Source organism: Thermostichus sp. MS-CIW-40 (assembly GCF_054058315.1).
In genome coordinates this window covers 88,163-109,604 of sequence record NZ_JBSSAC010000003.1, presented here as the reverse complement: position 1 = coordinate 109,604, position 21,442 = coordinate 88,163, and the positions used below count along the sequence as shown (strand labels likewise).

Sequence of the window (21,442 nt, the reverse complement as noted above, 5' to 3'; positions counted from 1 at the left end):
TACAACTCTTTGCCGCAAATCCAAAGAATGAGTCGGCATTCCTTTCTCTCCTTCCTCTTGAATACCTGTACCCTATTTTAAATTAAAAGGCTGTAGCACCTTCAACTCGTAGTTCGTGACTGAGAAACCGACCTCCTGGCTTGAGGCGATCGTAAACTCCTCTGAGAACTTTGGCTTTGCCTGCGTCCGCTTGCATGGTCAAAATGGCTTCCGCCAAAACATAGTCAAACTGCTCCGAGATTTGTTCTAGGTGAAAAATGTCGCCTTGAATAATTTGCACCTGTTGGATCAACCCAGCCGCAGCAACATTGGCTTGAGCACGGGAAACGCTGTCGGGATTTTTCTCTATGCCAGTAACACGCACTCCATATTGTTTTGCTAATCTAATGGCAGTATCGCCAAAACTGGCGGCAAGCTCCAAAACTGTTTCTCCTGGTTGAAAATTGACAAACCTTAAGAGCTGATCCGTAGCCCCAAAACCTCCAGGTCGCAATGCTTTTTTACCTGCGGCAGCCAGCACTTGGTGACCAGGTGCATTTTTCAAATCCAACTTAGACATGGGTACCTCCAAAAACAATCACTACAATCAGCGATTTCAAATAGGCTATAAGCATCTCATTACTTTCAGTAGCCAAAGCTCTGACAGGTTGAGACGCTCATAGCCAAAACACAAAAGGATAACATCAGTGCCCTAGGTGTCTAAAAGTTGTAGTTTGGAAAATCGGAAGAGATTAGGGGATGAACTTTTTTCGCCACCTTGCTCTTCCCAGATTCTCCGCTCTACGAGAAGCCAATAGCGGCCTACCTTTTGATAGCGATCTTCATAGGTCAGTTTCGCTCCAAGCTTTTCCCCACTCTCTAAACTGTGGTACTCGGCAGTGTAGTGCGTGGGTAGGTAGCCTTCGCCTGTGTCATCAAACTCTTGCACCAAAATTCTCACTGCGCGATTGGTAAAGTGACGATGCACCATTTGAATGTGCTTGTCTTTGACCCAGTAGCGATCAGTTGCAGATGGACCCGCAACGAGAACTTCAACAACATCAGGCGCTGGTGCTTCCCCATAGTCAAAGGTGTGCCCACCGTGTTCTTCATCGAAAGAATGGCGAACACGATGCACCATGATTTCCCAAATCTGCTCTCGTACTTTTTGCCGGATTGCTTCATCCTCAATACCCGTCACATCAATTTTCATGTGTCGGTCGATGCTCACAACGCCTGAGAAGGATACATTACCTTCATCTTCCTTGGGAAAGTAGGTAAGCTCGGCTCTATAGCCAGGAAAATCCTTGTCCCAGGTATAGCGATTCTCAAAGGCTTCCTTAAACGTATCTTGGGCTGAAGCTTGTTGTGGGGTTGTCATAGTCTCCTCCTTTAATGAGAATTATTGTCAATTACATCTTAAAGAAGTTTGATAGCTGACCCTTGAATTTTAGGGTTTTCTTAATATCTATGGGCAGATATTCGCACGTAATACCAGCCCATTGCTCTGTTGCATGGGTTCTGAACAATTACCCTTTCTGAGATAGGTAACACTCGATTGAAATTCTTTGACTTAAGTCAGAACAAATTCTCAGAAACTCTTAGCCTTGAATGCTGACAGATACTTTGAGGCTACTGTATTCACTTAGGACTTGCAACATAACATGTGTTTCTGCCGCTAGATGACTGATAATCACCTAAGAAGCAGACTTTTCCATCGCCTAGTGTAATGCTACCCTAATTTGTCTGTATAGTCAACATTTTGAGCGATAATTACCTCCAAAGGGTTTTTATCTGGCTGAATGAGCATTAACACACCCATACCTAGACCCAGAAAGCTCCTGGAGCAAGTCAGTGATGCCCTCCGGGTCAAACACTACTCCTACCAAACCGAGAAATCTTATCTTCTCTGGATCCGTCGCTTTATCTTGTTTCACAACAAGCGACACCCCAAGGAGATGGGCGGCGAAGAAATCAACGCCTTTCTCACTCACCTGGCGGTGGAGGGTAAGGTTGCCGCTTCCACCCAAAACCAGGCTCTCAGTGCGCTGTTGTTCCTTTACCGAGAAGTGCTGCATCTGGAGCTAGACCTTGACCTAGACGCCGTGCGAGCCAAACGGTCACGCTATTTGCCTACGGTCTTAACCCCTGAGGAGGTCAAAGCCATCATTGTGCATCTATCCGGGATCCATCGCTTGGTGGTGCAGGTGCTGTATGGCAGTGGCTTGCGATTGGCGGAAGCCCAGCAGCTCCGGGTCAAAGATGTGGATTTTAACCAACGGCAACTGGTGATTCGCAATAGTAAAGGGATGGAGAGCCGGTTAACGATGCTGCCAGAAACCTTAGTGGAACCTTTGCAAGAACACTTGCTCTGGGCAAAGCGACAACATCAGCAGGATTTGGAACAAGGATACGGCTCAGTCTATCTGCCATTTGCTTTGGAGCGCAAGTATCCCAATGCGGAGCGGGAGTGGAGCTGGCAATATGTCTTTCCGGCAGAAAGGTTATCTCAGGATCCTCGCACTGGCATCACCCGCCGCCATCATTTGCATGAGTCTGGATTACAACGGGCGATTAAACAAGCTGTCCAAAAAACCGGGATCCCCAAGCGGGTCAGTTGCCACACCTTCCGCCATAGTTTTGCCACTCATCTCCTGCAAAACGGCTACGACATCCGCACCGTCCAAGAATTGTTGGGCCACAAAGATGTCAAAACCACCATGATTTACACCCATGTGCTGAATAAAGGCGGGCGCGGGGTGAGAAGTCCATTGGATCCTTAGAAGGGGACGCTCTCTGGGGAAGGGATCCTCTTCCCCTTTACAGTACCTCAGCGATCATTGCGAATTATTACGACCCTGCCGCCATGCTCCCAGCAGGGATCCGTTTCTCTGGTAGAACGGGAAACAGACAATAGGGGATCCTGCCTATCGCGTCAGCGGGACGGAGTCCTTTCGCGTTAGCAGGACAGAATCCTTTCCCCGGTTTACCCAATTTTTGCATTGCACGACGGAGAGCGACCGCATGTTTACTCTGGTTAAGCCCATCACCCGCCACGTTACCCCTGCCGAGGTGGGGGATCGCCGCTTGATGAAGGTGGTGTATGTGGTGTTGGAGCCGCAATATCAGAGTGCCCTGACGGCGGCTGCGCAGCGCATCAATGCCCACAACTCCAAGCTGGCGGTGGAGCTGGCCGGCTACCTGGTGGAGGAGCTGCGGGATCCCGCGGGCTATGAGGCTTTTCGGCGGGATCTGGAAACGGCCAATGTCTTTATCGGATCCCTGATTTTTATCGAAGACATTGCCCAGAAGGTGGTGCAGGCGGTGCAGCCCCTGCGGGAGCGGCTGGATGCGGTGGTGGTCTTCCCTTCCATGCCGGAAGTGATGCGCCTGAACAAGATGGGATCCTTTTCCATGGCGCAGCTGGGACAGTCCAAGAGCGCCATTGCCCAGTTCATGCGCAAGCGCCAGCAGGGATCCAACTTCCAGGAGGGGATGTTGAAGCTGCTGCAGACCCTGCCCAAGGTGCTGAAGTATCTGCCCTTCGACAAGGCGCAGGATGCCCGCAACTTCATGCTCAGCTTCCAGTACTGGCTGGGGGGATCCCGCGAGAACCTGGAGAACTTTTTGCTGATGCTGGCGGATCGCTACCTGCCGGGGATGCGGGGGCAGCTCTCCTTTGCCGAGCCGGTCACCTACTTGGAGATGGGCATCTGGCACCCCTTGGCGCCGCAGATGTTTGCCAGTCTGGCGGAGTATTTGGATTGGTACAACGCCCGCGAGGATCTGCCGCAGGACGTGAAGGATCCCTTGGCTCCCTGCGTGGGGTTGGTGTTGCAGCGCACCCACCTGGTGACGGGGGATGATGCCCACTACGTGGCCATGGTGCAAGAGCTGGAGTCGCGCGGGGCGCGGGTGGTGCCGGTGTTTGCCGGGGGTCTAGATTTCTCCAAGCCAGTGAACGAGTTTTTCTGGAACGCGCAGAAGACAGCGCCCATTGTGGATGTGGTCGTGTCGCTAACCGGGTTTGCCCTGGTGGGAGGGCCGGCGCGGCAGGATCACCCCAAGGCGGTGGAAGCGCTGCAACGGCTGAATCGCCCCTACATGGTGGCGCTGCCCTTGGTGTTTCAATCGACGGAGGAATGGGCTGCCAGCGACCTGGGGCTGCACCCGGTGCAGGTGGCTCTGCAGATTGCCATTCCCGAGCTGGACGGGGCCATTGATCCCATCATCCTCTCAGGGCGGGACGCGGCCACCGGCAAAGCTCACGCAATGCAGGATCGGATCGAGCTGATCGCGGCGCGGGCCATTAAATGGGCCAATTTGCGGCGCAAGCCCAAGCTGGAGAAGAAGATCGCCATCACCGTCTTCAGCTTCCCACCGGACAAAGGCAATGTGGGGACAGCAGCCTACTTGGATGTATTTGCCTCTATTCACCGGGTGATGCAGGCCCTGGCCCACAACGGCTATGACCTCGGCCCCGAGCTGCCCAAAACCCCGCAGGAGCTGATGGAGTCCATCCTGCACGATCCCCAGGCCCAGTACGCCAGCCCGGAGCTGAATGTGGCCGCCAAACTGTCGGTGCGGGAGTACGAGGCGCTGACACCCTACGTGAAAGCCATCGAGCAATACTGGGGGCCAGCGCCGGGGCACCTGAATACCGATGGGCAAAATCTGTTGATCTACGGCAAGCACTTTGGCAATGTGTTCATCGGGGTGCAGCCCACCTTCGGCTATGAAGGGGATCCCATGCGGCTGCTTTTTTCCAGGTCAGCCAGCCCCCACCACGGCTTTGCCGCCTACTACACCTACCTGGAGAAAGTTTGGGGGGCGGATGCGGTGTTGCACTTTGGCACCCATGGATCCCTGGAGTTTATGCCGGGCAAGCAGATCGGCATGTCGGGCGAGTGCTATCCGGATAATCTAATTGGATCCATGCCCAACCTGTACTACTACGCCGCCAACAACCCCAGTGAGGCCACTATTGCCAAGCGGCGGGGCTACGCCTGCACCATCAGCTACCTGACGCCGCCGGCAGAAAACGCCGGCCTCTACAAGGGGCTGCAAGAGCTGCGGGAGATGATCGGCTCCTACCAAACCCTGCGGGAGGGGGCGCGGGGCATCGCCATCGTCAACGCCATCTGCGACAAGGCGCGGCTGGTGAACCTGGACAAGGATGTGGAGCTGCCCCAGGGGGACGCCGCCCAATTGAGCTTGGAAGAGCGGGACAGGGTGGTGGGCAAGCTCTACGCCCAGCTGATGGAGATCGAGTCGCGGCTGTTGCCCTGTGGTCTGCACGTCATTGGAGCGCCCCCCACGGCAGAGGAGGCGATTGCCACCTTGGTGAGCATTGCCAGCATCGACCGCCCGGAAGAAGGGATCCTGGGTCTGCCCCGCATTCTCGCCCAAAGCCTGGGCCGGGACATCGACGAGATCTACCGCAACCGGGATCGGGGACACCTGGCGGATACGGAGCTGCTGGATCGCATCAACAAGGCCTGCCAGAAGGCGGTGGCGGCGCTGGTGCAGGAGCAGACCGACGCCCAGGGCCGGGTCGCGCGGGTGGCCAAGCTCAACTTTTTCAACATGGGCCGGCAAGCCCCCTGGTTGGCAGTCCTAAAAGAAGCGGGCTACCCCCAGGTGGATCCGGATCTTTTGAAGCCCTTGTTTGAATTTCTGGAGGAGTGCCTCAAGCAAATTACGGCAGATTATGAGCTGGGATCCCTGCTGCGGGCCTTGGAAGGGGAGTACATTTTGCCGGGGCCAGGAGGGGATCCCATCCGCAACCCCAATGTGTTGCCGACAGGGCGCAACATCCACGCTTTGGATCCCCAGTCCATCCCCACGGCAGCCGCCATCCAGTCGGCGGAGATGGTGGTGGAACGGCTGCTGGCTCGCGAGATGAGCAGTAACGGTGGCCGGTACCCGGAAACCATCTCGGTGGTGCTCTGGGGCACCGACAACATCAAGACCTATGGGGAATCCCTGGCGCAGGTGCTGTGTTTGCTGGGGGTGCGACCCAAGCCCGATGCCCTGGGGCGGGTGAACAAGGTGGAGCTGATCCCCTTGGAGGAGCTGGGCCGTCCCCGAATCGATGTGGTGGTGAACTGCTCTGGGGTATTCCGGGATCTGTTTGTCAACCAGATGGATCTGATCGACCGGGCGGTAAAGCTGGCGGCCACGGCCAACGAGCCCCTGGAGCTGAACTTCGTGCGCAAGCACGCCCTGCAGCAGGCAGAAGAGCTGGGGCTGACGTTGGAGCAGGCGGCAACGCGGGTCTTTTCCAACGCTTCCGGATCCTACTCCGCCAACATCAACCTGGCGGTGGAAAACAGCTCTTGGGAAGATGAAAGCAAGCTGCGGGAGATGTACCTATCCCGCAAGTCCTTTGCCTTCGGCTCCAACCTGCCCAACCAGCAGATGCGACAGCTCTTCGAGGCCAGCCTGAAAACGGTGGATGTGACCTTCCAGAACCTGGACTCCTCGGAGATCAGCCTGACCGATGTCAGCCACTACTTCGACGCGGATCCCACCAAGCTGGTGCAGAGCCTGCGCCCGGATGGCAAAGCCCCCTCTGCCTACATGGCGGATACCACCACGCCCAACGCCCAGATCCGCACCCTGAGCGAAACCATCCGTCTGGACGCCCGCACCAAGCTCCTCAATCCCAAGTGGTATGAGGGGATGCTCAAGCACGGCTACGAAGGGGTACGGGAGATCGCCAAGCGGCTGGTCAACACCTCCGGCTGGTCAGCTACGGCAGGCGCGGTGGACAACTGGATCTACGAGGAAACCAACGAGACTTTCATCAAGGACGAGGCGATGCGGCAGCGCTTGATGAACCTCAATCCCCACTCCTTCCGGCGCATTGTCGGATCCCTGCTAGAGGTGCATGGGCGTGGCTATTGGCAGACTTCCCAGGCCAATATCGAGCGCCTGCAGGAGCTGTATCAGGAGATCGAGGACAGAATCGAAGGGGTGGAGTAATTAATATGGTTGTTTCAGGTTGGCGTGAGACGTCTGGGCTACTGTTCGCGCCAGCGGGACGGAGTCCTTAGACCTTACGTGAAGTCGGCAAAAGCTGCAACCATGGCCGGATCCTTGCCCAGGGCTTCTGAAGCAGCAGTGGATCCTGCCAAGTTCGTTGATTACTCTATGAATCCAGCTAATCCTGGAAATCAAGGCAAGTGGATTGCCTTTGCAGAGCTTGGCTATGATGTCAGTACACCAGAGGGAAGAAGGGTGGGATTTGCTCACATTCTGCAACAGGTTACTGCTGCTCTGCCTTGCGCCTTAGCCGGGGATCCGTTTCCAACACCCTATGGAAGCCGCTATCGAGTCAAGATTGAAATTTTGGGCCTCAATCAGAAAAAAGGCACTTTAGTGACCGTGTGGCAGGTTGATAAGGAAAGTTTAATCCCTCGTTTGGTCACCAATTGGCTAGAGGTACACAATGATGAGTAAAACCACTTCTAGAATCAAGCCATACAGTAGAGTCAAAACTGTGGCAGATGTCAAGGAGTATTTCAGCGAGACCACTATTCCTGCTGGAACTCAGGGATCCATTGTGGAATGTTACTCAGATCCCACTGAAGGCTATGCGGTTGATTTAGCGGTTCCGGATTTGAGCTTGGTAGGAGGTTTTCGATATTTTAATCTCATTCTTTTTCCCGAACAGTTTGAAGTCATAGATCCCGAAACATGAAGTATCCAATGTTGAATGGACGTTCCCTCTACCCCACCAATCCGGCCCAGCGTAGGTAGCCCTCCACCAGTTGGGATCCGGCCAGAGCCGCTACCCCTCCACCCAAGGCCAGGTAGGGGCCAAAGGGGATGGGCTTTCCCAGGCGGGCCCGCCCCTTGGTCATGGCCAGCAAGCTAGCCAGCAGGCCAAACCCGGAACCCAAAAGAAGGGCCACCACCACCCCCTGCCAGCCCAACCACATGCCGATCAGGGCCAACAGCTTGCCATCTCCCCCGCCCATAGCCTCCCGCCCCAAGACCCAACGGGCCAAGAGGCCAATGCCCTCCAGCAGCCAGAGGCCCAGCACAGCTCCTGCAATCCCTTCCACCAGTGACAGGCCTGTAGCGGCCAGGGATCCGGATCCCTCCAGCCACGGCAGAGCCAGGCGGGCCAAAAACCCTGCCACCAGCCCTGAACGGGTCAGCTCCTCCGGCAGCAAAAAGGTATCCAGATCGATGAGTGCCAGGGCCAACAGCCAGCTCAACAAAACGCAGGTGAGGATCCCTTGGGCAGAAAACCCCAAAGCGCCGATGCTGAGGGCAAACAGGCCCATTGTCAACGCCTCAACGGCAGGGTAGCGCCAGCTAATCTGCGCTCCACAATGGCGGCAGCGACCGCGCAGCAACAACCAGCCTAGGATGGGAATGTTCTCCGTGGGGCCCAGCGGCGTCTTGCAGCTTGGACAATGGGATCCGGGATGGAGCAGAGAAAGGCCCTGCGGCAGGCGATAGACCACCACGTTCAAGAAGCTGCCCACACAGGCCCCCAGCATCAGTACCAGCACCCAGGCCAACAGGCGCAGCTCCCAGATTCTGTTGGCGTCGGCGCTGCTCAGCCACATCATGCTCAGCCACATCATGTGAGCGTTGTGCAGTAGGGGAGAACCTCGAGCATGGCAGCCATTCCCATCGCGTCGGCAGGACGGAGTCCCTAAAGGCAGAAAAAGGAAGGATCTGCTCTGTCAGCGCCGACCTCGTGCCTCACCGCAGCGGCTCCAACTGCTGCAGCGGAATAAAAGTTTCCTGGGGCAAGAGAATGGGAAACTCGGAAAAGATCAGATCCCCTCGCAGGGTACGGCGGTGAATAACTACCCCCCGCGGAGGTTGCTCCAGCACTTCCGGTCGATACTGCAGATGAAATTGATAAATCTGGCGAGCCGCTTGAAGCAGAGCGCTGTCCATGAGCTGTTTTCCTTGCCAAATTCACAACTACCCTAACGACATTCCCATCGCGTCGGCGGGACGGAGTCTTTAGACCTTTTGGGATCCCCAAAGTTCTGTCTGCCATCCCTCAGACTTTTTTAGAACGGTTAAGGCTTCTGAAAAGCCGAGGATCCCCTGAGCCGAACACCTGCTGCTTCCCAAAAGACAAGTCACCCGCCCCCGCCAGCCTAAACTTAGGATATCGCCGCCGAGGACTTATGGGTCACCTCCGCCCACTCAATTCTCGATGTCTGTCCAGGAATGGAGGCCATAGAGCACTCTGGAGTTGTCGGCAGCCAGCCTAAGACAGTTTGACGTCAGGGCTGGGGGAGATCAAATCTGGGCCAATGCTGTAGGAGGAGCCACGGTAACTGGGTTTGGGATTGAGCTTGTCTTGAAAGCGGGTGATGATCTGGATGGTGCGCTGCACATCTGCCGGAAAGATCACCACCAGGTCTCCGGGTTCGGCTTTCTCCAGAGCGGTTTCGATGGCAGTAGCCTCATCCAAGATTTCCTGCAGACGATCCCCTGCCTTTTCCTGTTCCCAACCCTGCCGGATCAGGGCGGCCACCTCGCCTGGTTCCCGTCCTCGCCGGTCATCATCTTCTTTGACGATGGCTCGGTCGAACATGCGCGCTGCCAGGACTCCCAACTCTCGTAGGTCGCTGTTGCGCCGATCCCCAGGCCCGCCGATAACCCCAATTTTTCGTTGGCAATCCCAGCGCTCCAGGGTACTTTGAATGGCTTCGTAACCTGCTGGGTTGTGGGCATAGTCCACCAACACCTGGTAGCCCCCTACATCAAACAAGTTGAGGCGACCAGGGGTTTGGGCCACAGAACTGGTGAAGGTGCCCAGTGCCATGCGGATGTCGTCGATGGAAACCCCGTGCAGGAAGGCTGCCAAAGTAGCGGCCAGCACATTTTGGATCATGAAGCTGGCCTTGCCAGAGAGGGTGAGGGGAATTTTGGTTACATCTTCTATGCGCAGTTTCCAGCCCCGTTTCAAAATTGAGATGTGGCCCTCTTCATAGACAGCTGCTATGCCCCCGGAAGCAATGTGCTTTTGAATGAGGGGATTTTCCGGGTTCATGCTGAAATAGGCCACTGTCGCCTTGACATTGGCGGCCATGGCGGCCACCAGACCATCATCGGCATTCAAGACAGCGTAGCCCCGCTCGTGTACCGCTTCCACCAAGACGGATTTGACGCGGGCCATGTCTTCTAGGGTTTCGATATCCCCCAACCCCAGGTGATCTGAGGTTACGTTGAGCACCACGCCAATATCGCATTCCGGAAACCCCAGCCCCTCTCGCAAAATGCCGCCTCGCGCCGTTTCCAGCACCGCCACTTCTACGGTGGGATCCCTGAGCACCAGGCGGGCGCTGTGGGGGCCGGTCATGTCTCCCTTGGCAATTTGATGGTTTTGGATGTAAACGCCGTCGGTGGTGGTGAAGCCGACCCGCTTGCCGATGCCTTTGAGGATATGGGCGATCAGGCGGGTGGTGGTGGTTTTGCCGTTGGTGCCGGTGACGGCCAGGATGGGGATGCGGGTGTGGCTGCCGGGGGGAAAGAGCATGTCGATGATGGGCTCAGCCACATTGCGCGGGATCCCTTCGCTGGGGGCCAGGTGCATGCGCAAACCCGGAGAAGCGTTCACCTCGACAATGCCGCCACCGGTTTCGTTGACGGGCTGGGCAATGTCCGGGCAGATGAGGTCGATGCCCGCCACATCCAGGCCGATGATCTGGGCTGCCCGTTCGGCAATGAAGGCGTTGTAGGGATGGATGATATCGGTGCAATCGACGGCGATGCCTCCGGTGCTCAGGTTGGCGGTGGATTTGAGGGTGCAATGTTCTCCTTTGGGCAGCACCGTATCCAGGGTGTAGCCTTTGCTTTCGAGGATACGCAGGGTCATGTCATCAACGCTAATTTGGGTCAGCACGTTTTCGTGGCCAAACCCCCGCCGCGGATCCCTGTTGACTTCGTCGATCAGCTCTTGAATGGTGGAGCGGCCATCTCCCACCACATAGGCTGGGATCCGCTTGGCCACAGCCACCAGCTTGTTGTTGATCACCAGCAGTCGGTAGTCATCCCCCACCAGGTGCTTTTCCACCAACACCACATCGGAGTATTGGCTGGCGGCATCGTAGGCGATCTCGGCGGCTTCCAGGCTGGTGATGTTGACGGTGATGCCCTTGCCGTGGTTGGCGTTAAGGGGCTTGATCACCACCGGAAAGCCCCCGACATCCTCGATGGTGGCTGCCAACTCGCTGCGGCGACGCACCGTATAGCCCTTGGGCACCGGGATCCCCATGTCCTGCAGCAGTTCTTTGGTGGCCCGCTTGTCGGCGGCCAGGTCGGCGGCAATGATGCTGGTTTTTTCAGTGGTGGTGGCTTCGATGCGCTTTTGGTAGACGCCGTACCCCAGTTGCACCAGGGATCCCTTGTTGAGGCGCAGATAGGGGATCCCGCGCAGGGCGGCCTCGTCCAGCAAAGCTTGGGTGCTGGGGCCGAAGCGGACGTTCTCTCGGATCTCTCGCAACTCTTGAATGTCCAGTTCTAGGTCGCGGCGGTAGTCTTCTCCATCCACCAAAGCCTGACAGAGGTAGACTGCAGCTTTGGCCGCAAAGCGCCCGGCCTCTGCCTCTTGATACTCGAACACGACGTTGTAGGTGCCGGGGGTGGAGGTTTCGCGGGTGCGGCCAAAATCCACTTTCATGCCGGCCAGAGTCTGCAGTTCCAAGGCCACATGCTCCACCACATGGCCCATGAGGGTGCCCTCTTCCACCCGTTGCAAGAATCCCCCATAGCAGCCGCGGGAGCACTGGTGTTCCCACAGTCCCGGCAACAGGGCCTCCAACCTTTCTTTGAAACCCGGGATGGTGTTGGTGGGTCGCTCCTGCAAGTCTTCCAGATCAAGCCGCATTTGAATCAGCTTATGACGACGGATGCTCCAGTAGTTGGGGCCACTGAGAACGCGGATGGATCGGATGCGCATAGGGTCTAGGGGAAACAGCGGGGAAGGGGACAGATAACTTAGGGTCGTTTTAGGGTCGTTTTCAGGATGCCGGCGCAGGAAACTGCCAAGGACTACATCCCGCTGGCGCGACCAGCCCTAATCTACACTCCCTTTGCCAAGGTCGAGAAAGAGTATCCTTTAATACAATTCTTTCGGTACAATTCTTTCGGCAGGCGAGCAAGGTTAAGACAACGCAATGGATCCCGCTTGACCGCATCGGTACAGTGGGGGGCAGACGGGTCTGCGGCACATGGAAAGAACCTATCTGCTGGGGTTGGGCTGGATCTTGGGCCTGCTGGTGCGGGCTTGGCCCCAGGCTGCCGGGTGGGGCTGGGGGATCCTGCTGGGATTGGGGCTGGCGGGATCCCTGCTGTGTCGGCGGCGACTGCGTTTGGCCCGCACTTGGCTGGCGATGGGGCTGGTGGGGTGTCTGGCTTGGGGTTACCTGGGTTGGCGGCAGCCTTTTCCCGGCCCGACGGATATCAGTCTGTTGGCCCCCCAGCAGCAGATGAACTTGGTGGGCACCGTCCTCTCGGAACCTCGTCCCACCCGCAGCGAACGGCTGCAATTTTGGCTGAGAGCAGAGCAGGTGCTCAACGCCGACTCCACGACCCGCCAGGTCAGCGGCAAGCTCTACGTCACCACCGGCCCTGAGGCCCTCCAGAACAAGGATCTCCACCCCAACCAACGGGTGCGCCTGACGGGATCCCTGTACCTTCCCAGTCCGGCCTTGAACCCGGGCAGCTTTGATTTTCAAGCCTACCTGCAGCGCCAGGGGGCTTTTGCCGGCTTCAGCGCCCGTGAGGTGATCCTGCAGCCGGGGGGAAGAGGTTGGGGGGGCTGGGTGTTGCGGCGGCGGGTGCGGGAAGCGTTCATCGCCGGGCTAGGAGAGCGGCAGGGAAATCTGTTGGCTTCCTTGGTGCTGGGATCCCGGGCCGCCCAATTGGATTTCGACTTGCAGGATGCCTTACGGGAAATCGGCATGGCCCATGCGCTGGCCGCCTCTGGGTTTCATGTGTCGCTGTTGGTGGGGGTGGTGTTTGTCCTAACACGGCGGCTGGCGGTGCGCCTGCAGCAGGGGATCATCCTGGCGGTGCTGGGGCTTTATATCGCCCTCACGGGGTTCAGCCCTTCGGTGTTGCGGGCAGCACTGATGGGGGCAGCAGCCATGGTGGTGCTGACGGAGCCGCGCCTGGAAGGAAAGGTGAAGCTCAATCCCCTGGGGACGCTACTGGTGGCGGCAGTTTTGCTCTTAATCTACGAGCCGCTGTGGATTACAGACCTGGAGTTTCAGCTCAGCTTCGCCGCCACCCTGGGCCTGCTGGTGGGGACAGCTCCCATCGTTTCCCGCTTGGACTTTTTGCCTCCGGCTGTGGCCACCGCCTTGGCCGTTCCGCTGGCAGCCCAGATCTGGACTTTGCCGCTGCAGGTGGCCATCTTTGGCCGCATCCCCACGTATTCACTGCTGGCCAACCCCCTGCTGATGATCCTGTTGCTGCCGCTGCTGGTGGCGGGGTTCGGGGTGGCCTTTGTGGCTTTACTCTCTCCAGGGCTGGGATCCCTGCTGGCCCGGCCCTTGACGTTTTTGATCATGCCTTTAATCAACTGGGTGAACTGGATGGCCAGCTGGCCTCTGAGTTCCTACTACACAGGCCGGGTCTCCCTGCTCCAGTGCCTGCTCCTCTACGGGGCGCTGGTGGCCCTAACCTTTTGGCCACGGTGGCGACAGGCTTTCCGCTGGCAGGGCACAGCCCTGATCATGGCCGCCATCCTCCTGGGTCCAAGGATGTGGCCGGGGCCGCCGGTCCAAATTACCGCCCTGGCCAGTGGACGAATTCCCATCCTGGCCATTCAAGCGGAAGGGCGCCACCTCTTGCTCAACAGCGGGGATCCCCGTTTGGCAGAACGCACGGTGTTGCCCTTTTTGCGGCAGCGGGGCCTGCGCCGTCTGGACGGGGCGGTGGCCATGACCTCCGCCGGCTCTGCCAATGGCGGCTGGGAGATCCTGCTGTCGGCTTTCTCCAAAGGAGTACGTCCCGCCAACGCGATTGGGCAATTCTGGGATGGGGGAGGGGCCAATGCGGCTTCCGAAAGTTACCTGCGCTCCCTCAGTGCTGTGCAAGCTGCCGGGATCCCCTATCGAGTGTTGCAGCCTGCCGACCGGATCCCGGTGTCGCAGCGGTTGAGCCTACAGGCCATCCACACCAACCCCCTGGTGTTGACTTTAGAAACAGAGGGATCCCATTGGCTGCTGCTGGGCTCTGCCGGCACCCATGTGCAAGCCGAGCTAACCGGATCCCCGCTGATGCCGGCCCAGATCGACTGGCTGTGGTGGGACGGGGGATCCCTGATTTTGGATCTCCTGGAGCGCTTTCAGGTGCAGGCGGGCATCAGCTCTGGCTCTGTCGGCGAGACGGTGGTCACCTGGTTCCGGCAGAAACAACGACCCCTCTACGTAGCCGATCGGTCTGGAGCGGTAAGCTGGTCGCGGCGGGGAGTGCAAACCTTGAGGTCACAATTGGATTGAGCAGCGCTGTAGTCTGGGGTACAAACTCAGTAGAATTCGAGCAAAAAAGCTTGCAGCTTCCCAAACAAAGTGGGAGAGAGGCTAGCAGGGCAAGGCGGCGGGGGATGTCTTAGACATGTTCAGCTAGAAATCGCAGGAGCCCCGCACTGTACCCGTAGGGTCACTGCCGGAAGGAATGCGCTTTGATGAAGTACAATGAACTTATGAGCCAAGTCCTGACCATATCCTGTAAGCTCAAGGTGTTCCCGTCACAAGCCGCCAAATTGGACGCGACGATGGAGGCTTTTGGCCAAGCCTTGAACTGGGTCAACCAGAACACGCCGGAGAAGATCGTCAACGCGGTCAAGCTGCAATCCCTTTGCTACTACGAGATTCGAGCCCGGTTTGGCTTGTCCAGTAACTTGGCTCAACAGGTGTGCAGACGGGTAGCGGGTTCCCGCAAAGTGGCTAAGCAGAAAAAGCGTCCCGTCAAGGAGTTTAAGAGCGGCTTTGTTACCTACGACGCTCGCATCTTTTCGTTCCGTCAAAAAGACTGGACGGTGTCGCTGGCCACGGTGGAAGGGAGAGAACGCTTTGAACTGGCCATTGGCAACTACCAGCGTGGGATGCTGGCTGGTTCCAACCCAAAAGCTGCCACGCTGATCAAGCGCAAAGATGGCTCCTACTACATCCAGATTTGCGTAGAGGAAAAAACACCCAAACAACAAGATACCGACAAGGTGATCGGGGTGGACTTGGGAAGGACAGATATTGCCCATACGTCAGAGGGGGACAACTGGAATGGACAGCAGTTGAACAGAGTCCGAGACCACTACTCCCGGTTGAGGGCGGTACTCCAACGCAAAGCCAGTAAGGGCACACGCAGTTCGCGGCGCAGATGCAGAGAACTGTTGCAACGGCTGTCTGGCAAGGAGAGGCGCTTTCAGGCGTGGGTCAATCATCGCATCTCCAAAGCTATTGTCTCTAGGGCAAAAGCTACCAACAGCGCTATCGCTCTGGAAGACCTGACAGGGATCCGGGAAAGAGTCAATCAACAGCCGCGCAACAAGGCCGAACGGCGCAGAACCAACAGTTGGGCGTTCTACCAACTACGTCAGTTTCTGGAATACAAGGCGAGGGTTGCAGGGGTTCCTCTGATTCTTGTGCCGCCCGCCCACACGTCGCAGACCTGCCACCGGTGTTTGCACATCCATCCCGACCCTGCGCAATCCTATCGCAGTGGGAAGAAGTTTAAGTGTGGGCACTGTGGATGGGAAGGAGATGCGGACTTGAATGGTGCAAACGTAATTGCGCTCTTGGGGGCTGCCGTAAACCAGCCTGGAGGTCCGGGCTTGTTTTGTTCTCTGGTAGAGCAGAGCAGGCCCAGGGCTACTGAAAGCCCGCTCCGTACCGCTTAGCGGTCGGAGCCGGGTAGTTTACAGTAGCTACAGAGGAATAGCTACAGAAGCCGATCCCGCATTCGTCCACAGAGGGTACCCCTACACCTGCAGCGGTTCCCTGGGACAAGCGGGCAGTTGCCAGCACATCTCCAGCCAGCTTTTTAGCTCCTCAGGTTGGCCCATGAGGCTCATTTCCACCAGCAGAATGGCGGCTCGGTCGGCGGCTCCTTTGGATCCCAGACGAATCAAGGCAGACAGGCTTTCTTCCCGCCAGCAGACGGATACCCCCTGCCGGATCAAGGCCCGGGCGGCAACGGGGATGCACGAGAGTGGCACTTGGATGTCCCGCCGCTCGTAATCGGGAATGGACAGCATGAACGGCAACCCAAATCTTCATTATGTCTTAATCTTCTTCCCTTTTCGCCTGTCCGTCACGGGTCTTTGCAAAGTATGAAGTAATCTTTTGTAAACTTTGTAGAGAACTCGACATCGTTGCGAATAGTGGGAGATAAAGACAGGGATCCCTGTAGAAGGCTTAAAAGATAGCGGCGATTTCTCAGCCTCATTTCCCCACAGCTGCGAGAATAGCTGCATGCGCAGGAGATGGGGAGATGCGAGCAGAAGGTTGGGAAAGGCGAGTTGGTCGCTGGTTGCCCAAGGCCACCCTTGCCGGAGCCGTATTGATCCTAGTGGCGATGGGCAGGCCGCTGCGACTGGTGGGCAATGGAGAAAATATGGTGGTGTTCACCTGGAGAGGGGGGGTAAGGCCGGTGGCTTTGCAGCCTGGTCTCCATTGGGTGCCGCCTTTTGTCTCGCGCACGGTTACCTTCGATGTAAAAACGCAGGCCCTCACCTGGAAGGACAACGACCCGACTGCCTACGCGCCGCGGCTGGTGGCCCTTTCTCAGGATGGGCAGCAGATTGCGGCTGAGGCGACGCTGCAGTTTCGCATTGTGGACGCCCCCAAGGTCTATACGCAACTGGGGGAAAATTACCTGGATCGCATCGCCCCCATCGTCCGGTCGGTCATCCTGAACGAGACCAGCGGCTTTTCTGCCCAGGCTCTGTATTCTACCGAGCGTCCGCTGCTCCAGGGCCAAATCCGCGAACGGGTGGCTCTTCTGCTGAAGGAATACGGCATCGAGGTTTTGGATTTTCTGCTGCGGGATGTGGATTTCGATCCTGATTTCGTAGCGGCCATTGAGGCAAAAACCATTGCTGAAAATCAACTGGCGCAAAAGCAATTTGAGATCGAGCAGGCCCGCCAAGATGCCCGCGCTATCATTTCTCAAGCGGAGGCGGAAGCCGGTCAATTGCGAGCCAAAGCACAGGCCCTCACTCAAAATCCGCAGTATCTAGAGGTGGTGAAAGCTGCGGTACTGGGATCCCGCCTGGAAACTTTGATCACCAAATAACTCAACAGGAAATCAATCCTTTTAGCCTGTCCCCAATTTCCTCAGCTCTTCTCACCGACCCTAAAACGGGAGCAGCCGCCATGTATCCAACAGGAGAAGCACCCCAAAGCAGAGTGGGTTGGTTAACCGCGGGAGGGATCGCCGTCTTGGCGGCCCTGGGAGTGCTCCGCGCCTGCCTGTACGTCACTTTGCCCGGACATGCCACTGTAGTGTTCAATACCTTTTCCGGGCTGCAAAAGGGGCGGGTAGAATTGCCGGGGGTCATCTTCCGGATCCCAGGGATCGAAACGCCGATCACCTACACCGTGCTCACCCGCGTTTGGGAGTTTACCAACGACCCTGCCTCGGCCAATGCCATCAGCAACGCCATCACCGTGAACACCGCCGATGGGCAAGCCTTTGCCATCGATGTGGCCATTGCCCTCAAGCCCAACCTCGCCACTTTGGACGAGCTGCACGCCAACATCGGCGAGAACTATCTTTCCACGGTGGTGGTGCCGGTGGTGCGCTCCAAAATCCGGGATATCTCCGCCTCTTTCGATTCGGAAGACTTTTACCGGAAAAGCCAGCGGGCTGCCATCGAACAACGAGCGCTGGACTTGATTCGCCAAGAGATGCCTACTGTCAACCGCGATGGCCAAACCCTGCCTCTGGTGCAGGTGGAGGGCCTGTTTCTGGGCAACCCCGATTTCCCACAAGCCTTAAGAGACTCGATTGAACGCAAACAGGTGGCCTCGATTACAGCACAGACGGCGGCAGTACGGGCGCAGATCCAGGAAAAAGAGACGGAGCGACTGTTAATCCTGGCGGCGGCCAACCAGCGGGCCATTGAGCTGAAAGGACAAGCGGCAGCGCAGAACGCGCAACTGGCGGATCTGCTGTTCTACGAGAAGCTGCAAGAGCGCATCCAAAACCCGACGGGCTCGCTGCCCCCTTTGCGCATCATCCGCGTCGAGGGAGATGCCACCGTGTTTCTCAATGTGGATCCCCATCAGGCAGCCTTACAAAGAGCGCAGTAGGTTCAGCAAAGTTGCGGAGTACAGACTTAAAAGTCTGAGTATAAAGTGTGTCCAGATGTGAAGGCGAAGGGATGTCATTCGAGTTCGTTGACATCCTACCGCCAGGGGTCTGGGCTGGGATCCCTCGTAGAGTTGCGCCGAATCCAACTCAGGGGGAAAGCTCGTACTCGATGCAAGACTAGATTTTGGCCGCCATGAACTCCCGCCTGACTCACACCCCCTTTCCCCGTCTAAACCCGAAGCTGGCGGAGGCGGATCATGTTTTGGTGGTGGACGATCAGGCCAGCAGCCGCCTCTACATCGGTGAGCTGTTGCGGTCGGCCCACTTCCGCGTGAGCGAGGCCACCAACGGCGAAGAGGCTTTGGAGGCTGTGGAGCGGCTTCGGCCAGACTTGGTGCTGTTGGATGTGCTGATGCCGAACATGAGCGGGTTCGATGTCTGCCGGCAACTGAAGGCCAATGAGCTGACCCGCCTGATCCCCGTTGTGCTGATCACTGCCCTGACCGACCGCTCCAATCGCCTGATGGGGATGCAGGTGGGGGCCGACGACATTTTGACCAAGCCCTTCGATCACGTGGAGCTGCTGGCGCGGGTACGCTCATCCATCCACCAAAAGCGCTTGAACGAAGATCTGGATCACGCCGCCAAGGTGTTGTTTGCCATTGCCCGCGCCGTGGAAAGTCGGGATCCCATCACGGGTGACCATTGCGAACGCTTGGTGGCCATGGGGGAACAGTTTGGCCGTTACTTGGGGCTGTCTCGTCAACAGATCAAGGCCCTGCGCTGGGGCGGCTACCTGCACGACATCGGCAAAGTCGGGATCCCGGATGCGATTTTGTGCAAGCAGGGCAAGCATACCCCGGAAGAATGGGAGATCATGAAATCCCACGTCTTGATTGGCGAAGACATTTGTCGGGGCTTGCGCACCATGCAGGATGTGCTGCCGATCATCCGCCACCACCACGAGCGTTGGGATGGCAGCGGCTACCCGGATGGGCTGGCAGGCGAAGAGATTCCCCTGTTGGCCCGCGTCTTTCAGGTGATCGACATTTTCGACGCTCTGACCTCTCCTCGCCCCTACAAACCCGCCCTGACCGCCGAACAGGCCCTGGAAGTGCTGCGGGAGGAAACCCGCAAGGGCTGGCGGGATCCGAACTTGGTGCGTGAGTTTTGTGACTTTATGTTTGTTACGGCCTTTAATTTGCTGGAGGCGGGATAGGGGCTAGGGTTCCGGGCCAGGCTGGACAGGCAGCTTTTGGGGTTTGGGCGACGACAACTACTCCGGCCACCGGGATCCCGGCAGCGGCCAATACCTGCTGGGCGGCTTGCACAGTAGAGCCGGTGGTGTAGATGTCATCCACCAGCAACACCGGTGTGGCCGGAACTTGTTTCAGGGCAAAGGCCCCGGCCAAGTTGTGCTGTCGTTGCAGCGGGTTGAGCTCATATTGAGCCGCTGTGGCCCGCACCCGCACCAGAGCCTCAGGCCAATGTCTCAGACCTGTCCGCTGGCAAAAGGCTTGGCTGATCAAGGCGGCTTGGTTGTAGCCCCGTTGCCGCAGGCGCTCCGCATGAAGCGGGATGGGCACCACCGTATAGTCCAAGCCATAGGCCCTACGGGAGCCTGAAGACGGCTGTCGGCTTTCCACCCAGCGGGATCCCAGCCATTCTCCCAAAATCGAGCCAATGCGCCGTTGTCCTTCGTACTTCAGGCAATAGATGGCCCTGCGCAGCGCCCCCCGGTGGATCCCCCAGGCGTAAAGTGGCCAAGGCGAGGTGGTGACTGGCCAAGTGGCAAGGCGCTCCGCCTGCAACCGCCTTTGACAGTCTTGACAGAACACGGCCTTGGCAGGGCGCCGGCAAAGCGGACATGGAGGCACAATCCACCAATCTAACCAGCCCATCGTCTGCTAGGGATCCTTTCTGGTGTGCAGAGTCTCCTAAAAAGCTGAGGCAAGGGGGGAACGAGGCCGAAATTCAGACTCGGCCAGGCTAACAGCCCAGCAGTCCATCCCCAAGTTGACGCTGGGATCCCGCCTTGCTAGGATTCAATATCGCCGGATAATTCAACCGGATAATTTTAAGCCGTGACCTTCTCTGCCAGCCCATGCCCACCATTCAGCAACTGATCCGCGAGGAGCGCAGTGTTGCCGCTCGCAAAACCAAGTCCCCTGCTCTGAAGGCTTGTCCACAGCGGCGGGGGGTTTGCACCCGAGTGTACACGACAACGCCCAAAAAGCCCAACTCGGCCCTGAGAAAAGTGGCTCGCGTTCGCCTCACTTCCGGCTTTGAGGTCACCGCTTACATTCCCGGCATCGGCCACAACCTACAAGAGCACTCTGTGGTCATGATTCGCGGTGGGCGGGTTAAGGATTTGCCCGGCGTGCGTTACCACATTATCCGGGGCACCCTCGACGCTGCAGGGGTCAAAGACCGCAAACAAGGCCGCTCCAAATACGGGGCGAAACGGCCCAAGCCGGGCCAAGCTCCAGCCGCCGCTGGCAAGAAAAAATAGCTTTGCCCTCACCCTCAACCCTCCATATCCCACTCGTCATCTTTCTTTCTGCCATCCCCATCTGAACAAGCAACCCAGCTCCTATGTCTCGCCGCAACCGTGCCCCTCGTCGTGATGTGCCCCCGGATCCCAAGTATGGGAGCCGTCTGGTTACCATGCTGATCCGCAAGTTGATGATGAGGGGTAAGGCATCCCTGGCTGCCAGGATCCTCTATGAAGCTCTGGACATTGTGCGGGAGCGCACTGGCCAAGACCCACTGCCCTTGCTGGAAAATGCTGTTCGCAACGCCACCCCACTGGTGGAGGTGAAAGCCCGCCGGGTGGGCGGAGCCACTTATCAGGTGCCTGTGGAGGTGAGAGGAGAGCGGGGCACTTCCCTAGCGCTGCGCTGGTTGGTGACCTTTTCGCGCACTCGTCCAGGTCGCACCATGGCCGCCAAGTTGGCCAATGAGCTGATCGATGCAGCCAACGAAACCGGCAGCGCCATTCGGCGGCGAGAAGAGGTGCATCGCATGGCCGAGGCCAACAAGGCCTTTGCCCACTACCGCTACTGAACTAGCCTGGCGGAGCAGTGGAGACTTTTGGGATCCCTGTTCTGCCCAGCCCGAGTTCCAGCGAGGTGGAGAAAAATCGGCAAAAAAGATT

16 protein-coding genes and 1 pseudogene are annotated in these 21,442 nt (G+C 57.8%); 10 read left to right on the top strand and 7 right to left on the bottom strand.

The features are described from left to right. Positions 1-103: 103 nt before the first annotated feature. Positions 104-559: pseudogene (locus ACVWXF_RS02210) on the bottom strand (SAM-dependent methyltransferase); the annotation flags it as partial. Positions 560-691: 132 nt separating this feature from the next. Beyond that, the gene (locus ACVWXF_RS02205) at positions 692-1,360 is read right to left on the bottom strand and encodes a DUF3386 domain-containing protein (RefSeq protein ID WP_457473512.1); all 669 of its coding nucleotides are present in this window, start codon (positions 1,358-1,360) and stop codon (positions 692-694) included. 421 nt (positions 1,361-1,781) lie between these two features. Here ACVWXF_RS02205 and ACVWXF_RS02200 point away from each other — a divergent pair, with 421 nt between their 5' ends. From ACVWXF_RS02200 to ACVWXF_RS02190, 3 genes are all read left to right on the top strand, one after another. After that, positions 1,782-2,762: an integron integrase gene (locus ACVWXF_RS02200; protein ID WP_414343089.1), complete on the top strand. Its 981-nt coding sequence runs from the start codon at positions 1,782-1,784 to the stop codon at positions 2,760-2,762. A 241-nt stretch (positions 2,763-3,003) separates the two neighbouring features. Next, positions 3,004-6,966, top strand: a complete 3,963-nt coding sequence (locus ACVWXF_RS02195; protein ID WP_457473511.1) for a magnesium chelatase subunit H — start codon at positions 3,004-3,006, stop codon at positions 6,964-6,966. A 102-nt stretch (positions 6,967-7,068) separates the two neighbouring features. Beyond that, positions 7,069-7,443: a DUF6883 domain-containing protein gene (locus ACVWXF_RS02190; protein WP_414330567.1), complete on the top strand. Its 375-nt coding sequence runs from the start codon at positions 7,069-7,071 to the stop codon at positions 7,441-7,443. A gap of 269 nt (positions 7,444-7,712) precedes the next feature. Here ACVWXF_RS02190 and ACVWXF_RS02185 read toward each other — a convergent pair whose 3' ends face one another. The 3 genes from ACVWXF_RS02185 to cphA all read right to left on the bottom strand — a co-directional run bounded on the left by ACVWXF_RS02185 (position 7,713) and on the right by cphA (position 11,923). Beyond that, on the bottom strand, positions 7,713-8,579 hold the full coding sequence (locus tag ACVWXF_RS02185) for a prepilin peptidase (protein ID WP_457473515.1): 867 nt from the start codon (positions 8,577-8,579) through the stop codon (positions 7,713-7,715). 124 nt (positions 8,580-8,703) lie between these two features. Beyond that, on the bottom strand, positions 8,704-8,904 hold the full coding sequence (locus ACVWXF_RS02180) for a hypothetical protein (RefSeq protein ID WP_011432545.1): 201 nt from the start codon (positions 8,902-8,904) through the stop codon (positions 8,704-8,706). Between the two features lie 322 nt (positions 8,905-9,226). After that, positions 9,227-11,923, bottom strand: a complete 2,697-nt coding sequence (gene cphA, locus ACVWXF_RS02175; protein ID WP_011432546.1) for a cyanophycin synthetase — start codon at positions 11,921-11,923, stop codon at positions 9,227-9,229. Between the two features lie 271 nt (positions 11,924-12,194). On the opposite strand from cphA, the gene ACVWXF_RS02170 reads away from it, so the two are divergent. Continuing rightward, positions 12,195-14,471, top strand: coding sequence for a ComEC/Rec2 family competence protein (locus ACVWXF_RS02170; RefSeq protein ID WP_457473510.1), 2,277 nt, complete (start codon positions 12,195-12,197; stop codon positions 14,469-14,471). A gap of 203 nt (positions 14,472-14,674) precedes the next feature. Continuing rightward, positions 14,675-15,868: an RNA-guided endonuclease InsQ/TnpB family protein gene (locus tag ACVWXF_RS02165; protein ID WP_457473509.1), complete on the top strand. Its 1,194-nt coding sequence runs from the start codon at positions 14,675-14,677 to the stop codon at positions 15,866-15,868. Between the two features lie 81 nt (positions 15,869-15,949). On the opposite strand, the gene ACVWXF_RS02160 is transcribed toward ACVWXF_RS02165, so the two are convergent. After that, a complete protein-coding gene (locus ACVWXF_RS02160; protein ID WP_238376900.1) occupies positions 15,950-16,225 on the bottom strand; it encodes a hypothetical protein in 276 nt (91 codons plus the stop codon). 236 nt (positions 16,226-16,461) lie between these two features. Between ACVWXF_RS02160 and ACVWXF_RS02155 the strand changes: the two genes are divergently transcribed. From ACVWXF_RS02155 to ACVWXF_RS02145, 3 genes are all read left to right on the top strand, one after another. Then, complete coding sequence (locus ACVWXF_RS02155; protein ID WP_457473508.1) at positions 16,462-17,265, top strand: prohibitin family protein; 804 nt, start codon at positions 16,462-16,464, stop codon at positions 17,263-17,265. 113 nt (positions 17,266-17,378) lie between these two features. Beyond that, positions 17,379-18,284 (top strand): prohibitin family protein, encoded by a 906-nt coding sequence (locus ACVWXF_RS02150; RefSeq protein WP_457473507.1) that lies wholly within the window; start codon positions 17,379-17,381, stop codon positions 18,282-18,284. Positions 18,285-18,478: 194 nt separating this feature from the next. Next, positions 18,479-19,504 carry an HD-GYP domain-containing protein gene (locus ACVWXF_RS02145; protein ID WP_457473506.1) on the top strand — a complete coding sequence of 342 codons (1,026 nt, stop codon included), beginning with the start codon at positions 18,479-18,481 and terminating at the stop codon, positions 19,502-19,504. Here the strand turns inward: ACVWXF_RS02145 and ACVWXF_RS02140 are convergent. Continuing rightward, positions 19,482-20,186 carry a ComF family protein gene (locus tag ACVWXF_RS02140; protein WP_457473505.1) on the bottom strand — a complete coding sequence of 235 codons (705 nt, stop codon included), beginning with the start codon at positions 20,184-20,186 and terminating at the stop codon, positions 19,482-19,484. The two genes, ACVWXF_RS02145 and ACVWXF_RS02140, sit on opposite strands and share 23 nt — an antisense overlap. A 203-nt stretch (positions 20,187-20,389) precedes the next feature. Here ACVWXF_RS02140 and rpsL point away from each other — a divergent pair, with 203 nt between their 5' ends. Beyond that, the gene (rpsL, locus tag ACVWXF_RS02135) at positions 20,390-20,797 is read left to right on the top strand and encodes a 30S ribosomal protein S12 (RefSeq protein ID WP_011432553.1); all 408 of its coding nucleotides are present in this window, start codon (positions 20,390-20,392) and stop codon (positions 20,795-20,797) included. An 83-nt stretch (positions 20,798-20,880) separates the two neighbouring features. Next, positions 20,881-21,351: a 30S ribosomal protein S7 gene (rpsG, locus tag ACVWXF_RS02130; protein ID WP_011432554.1), complete on the top strand. Its 471-nt coding sequence runs from the start codon at positions 20,881-20,883 to the stop codon at positions 21,349-21,351. The last annotated feature ends 91 nt before the right edge of the window (positions 21,352-21,442 follow it).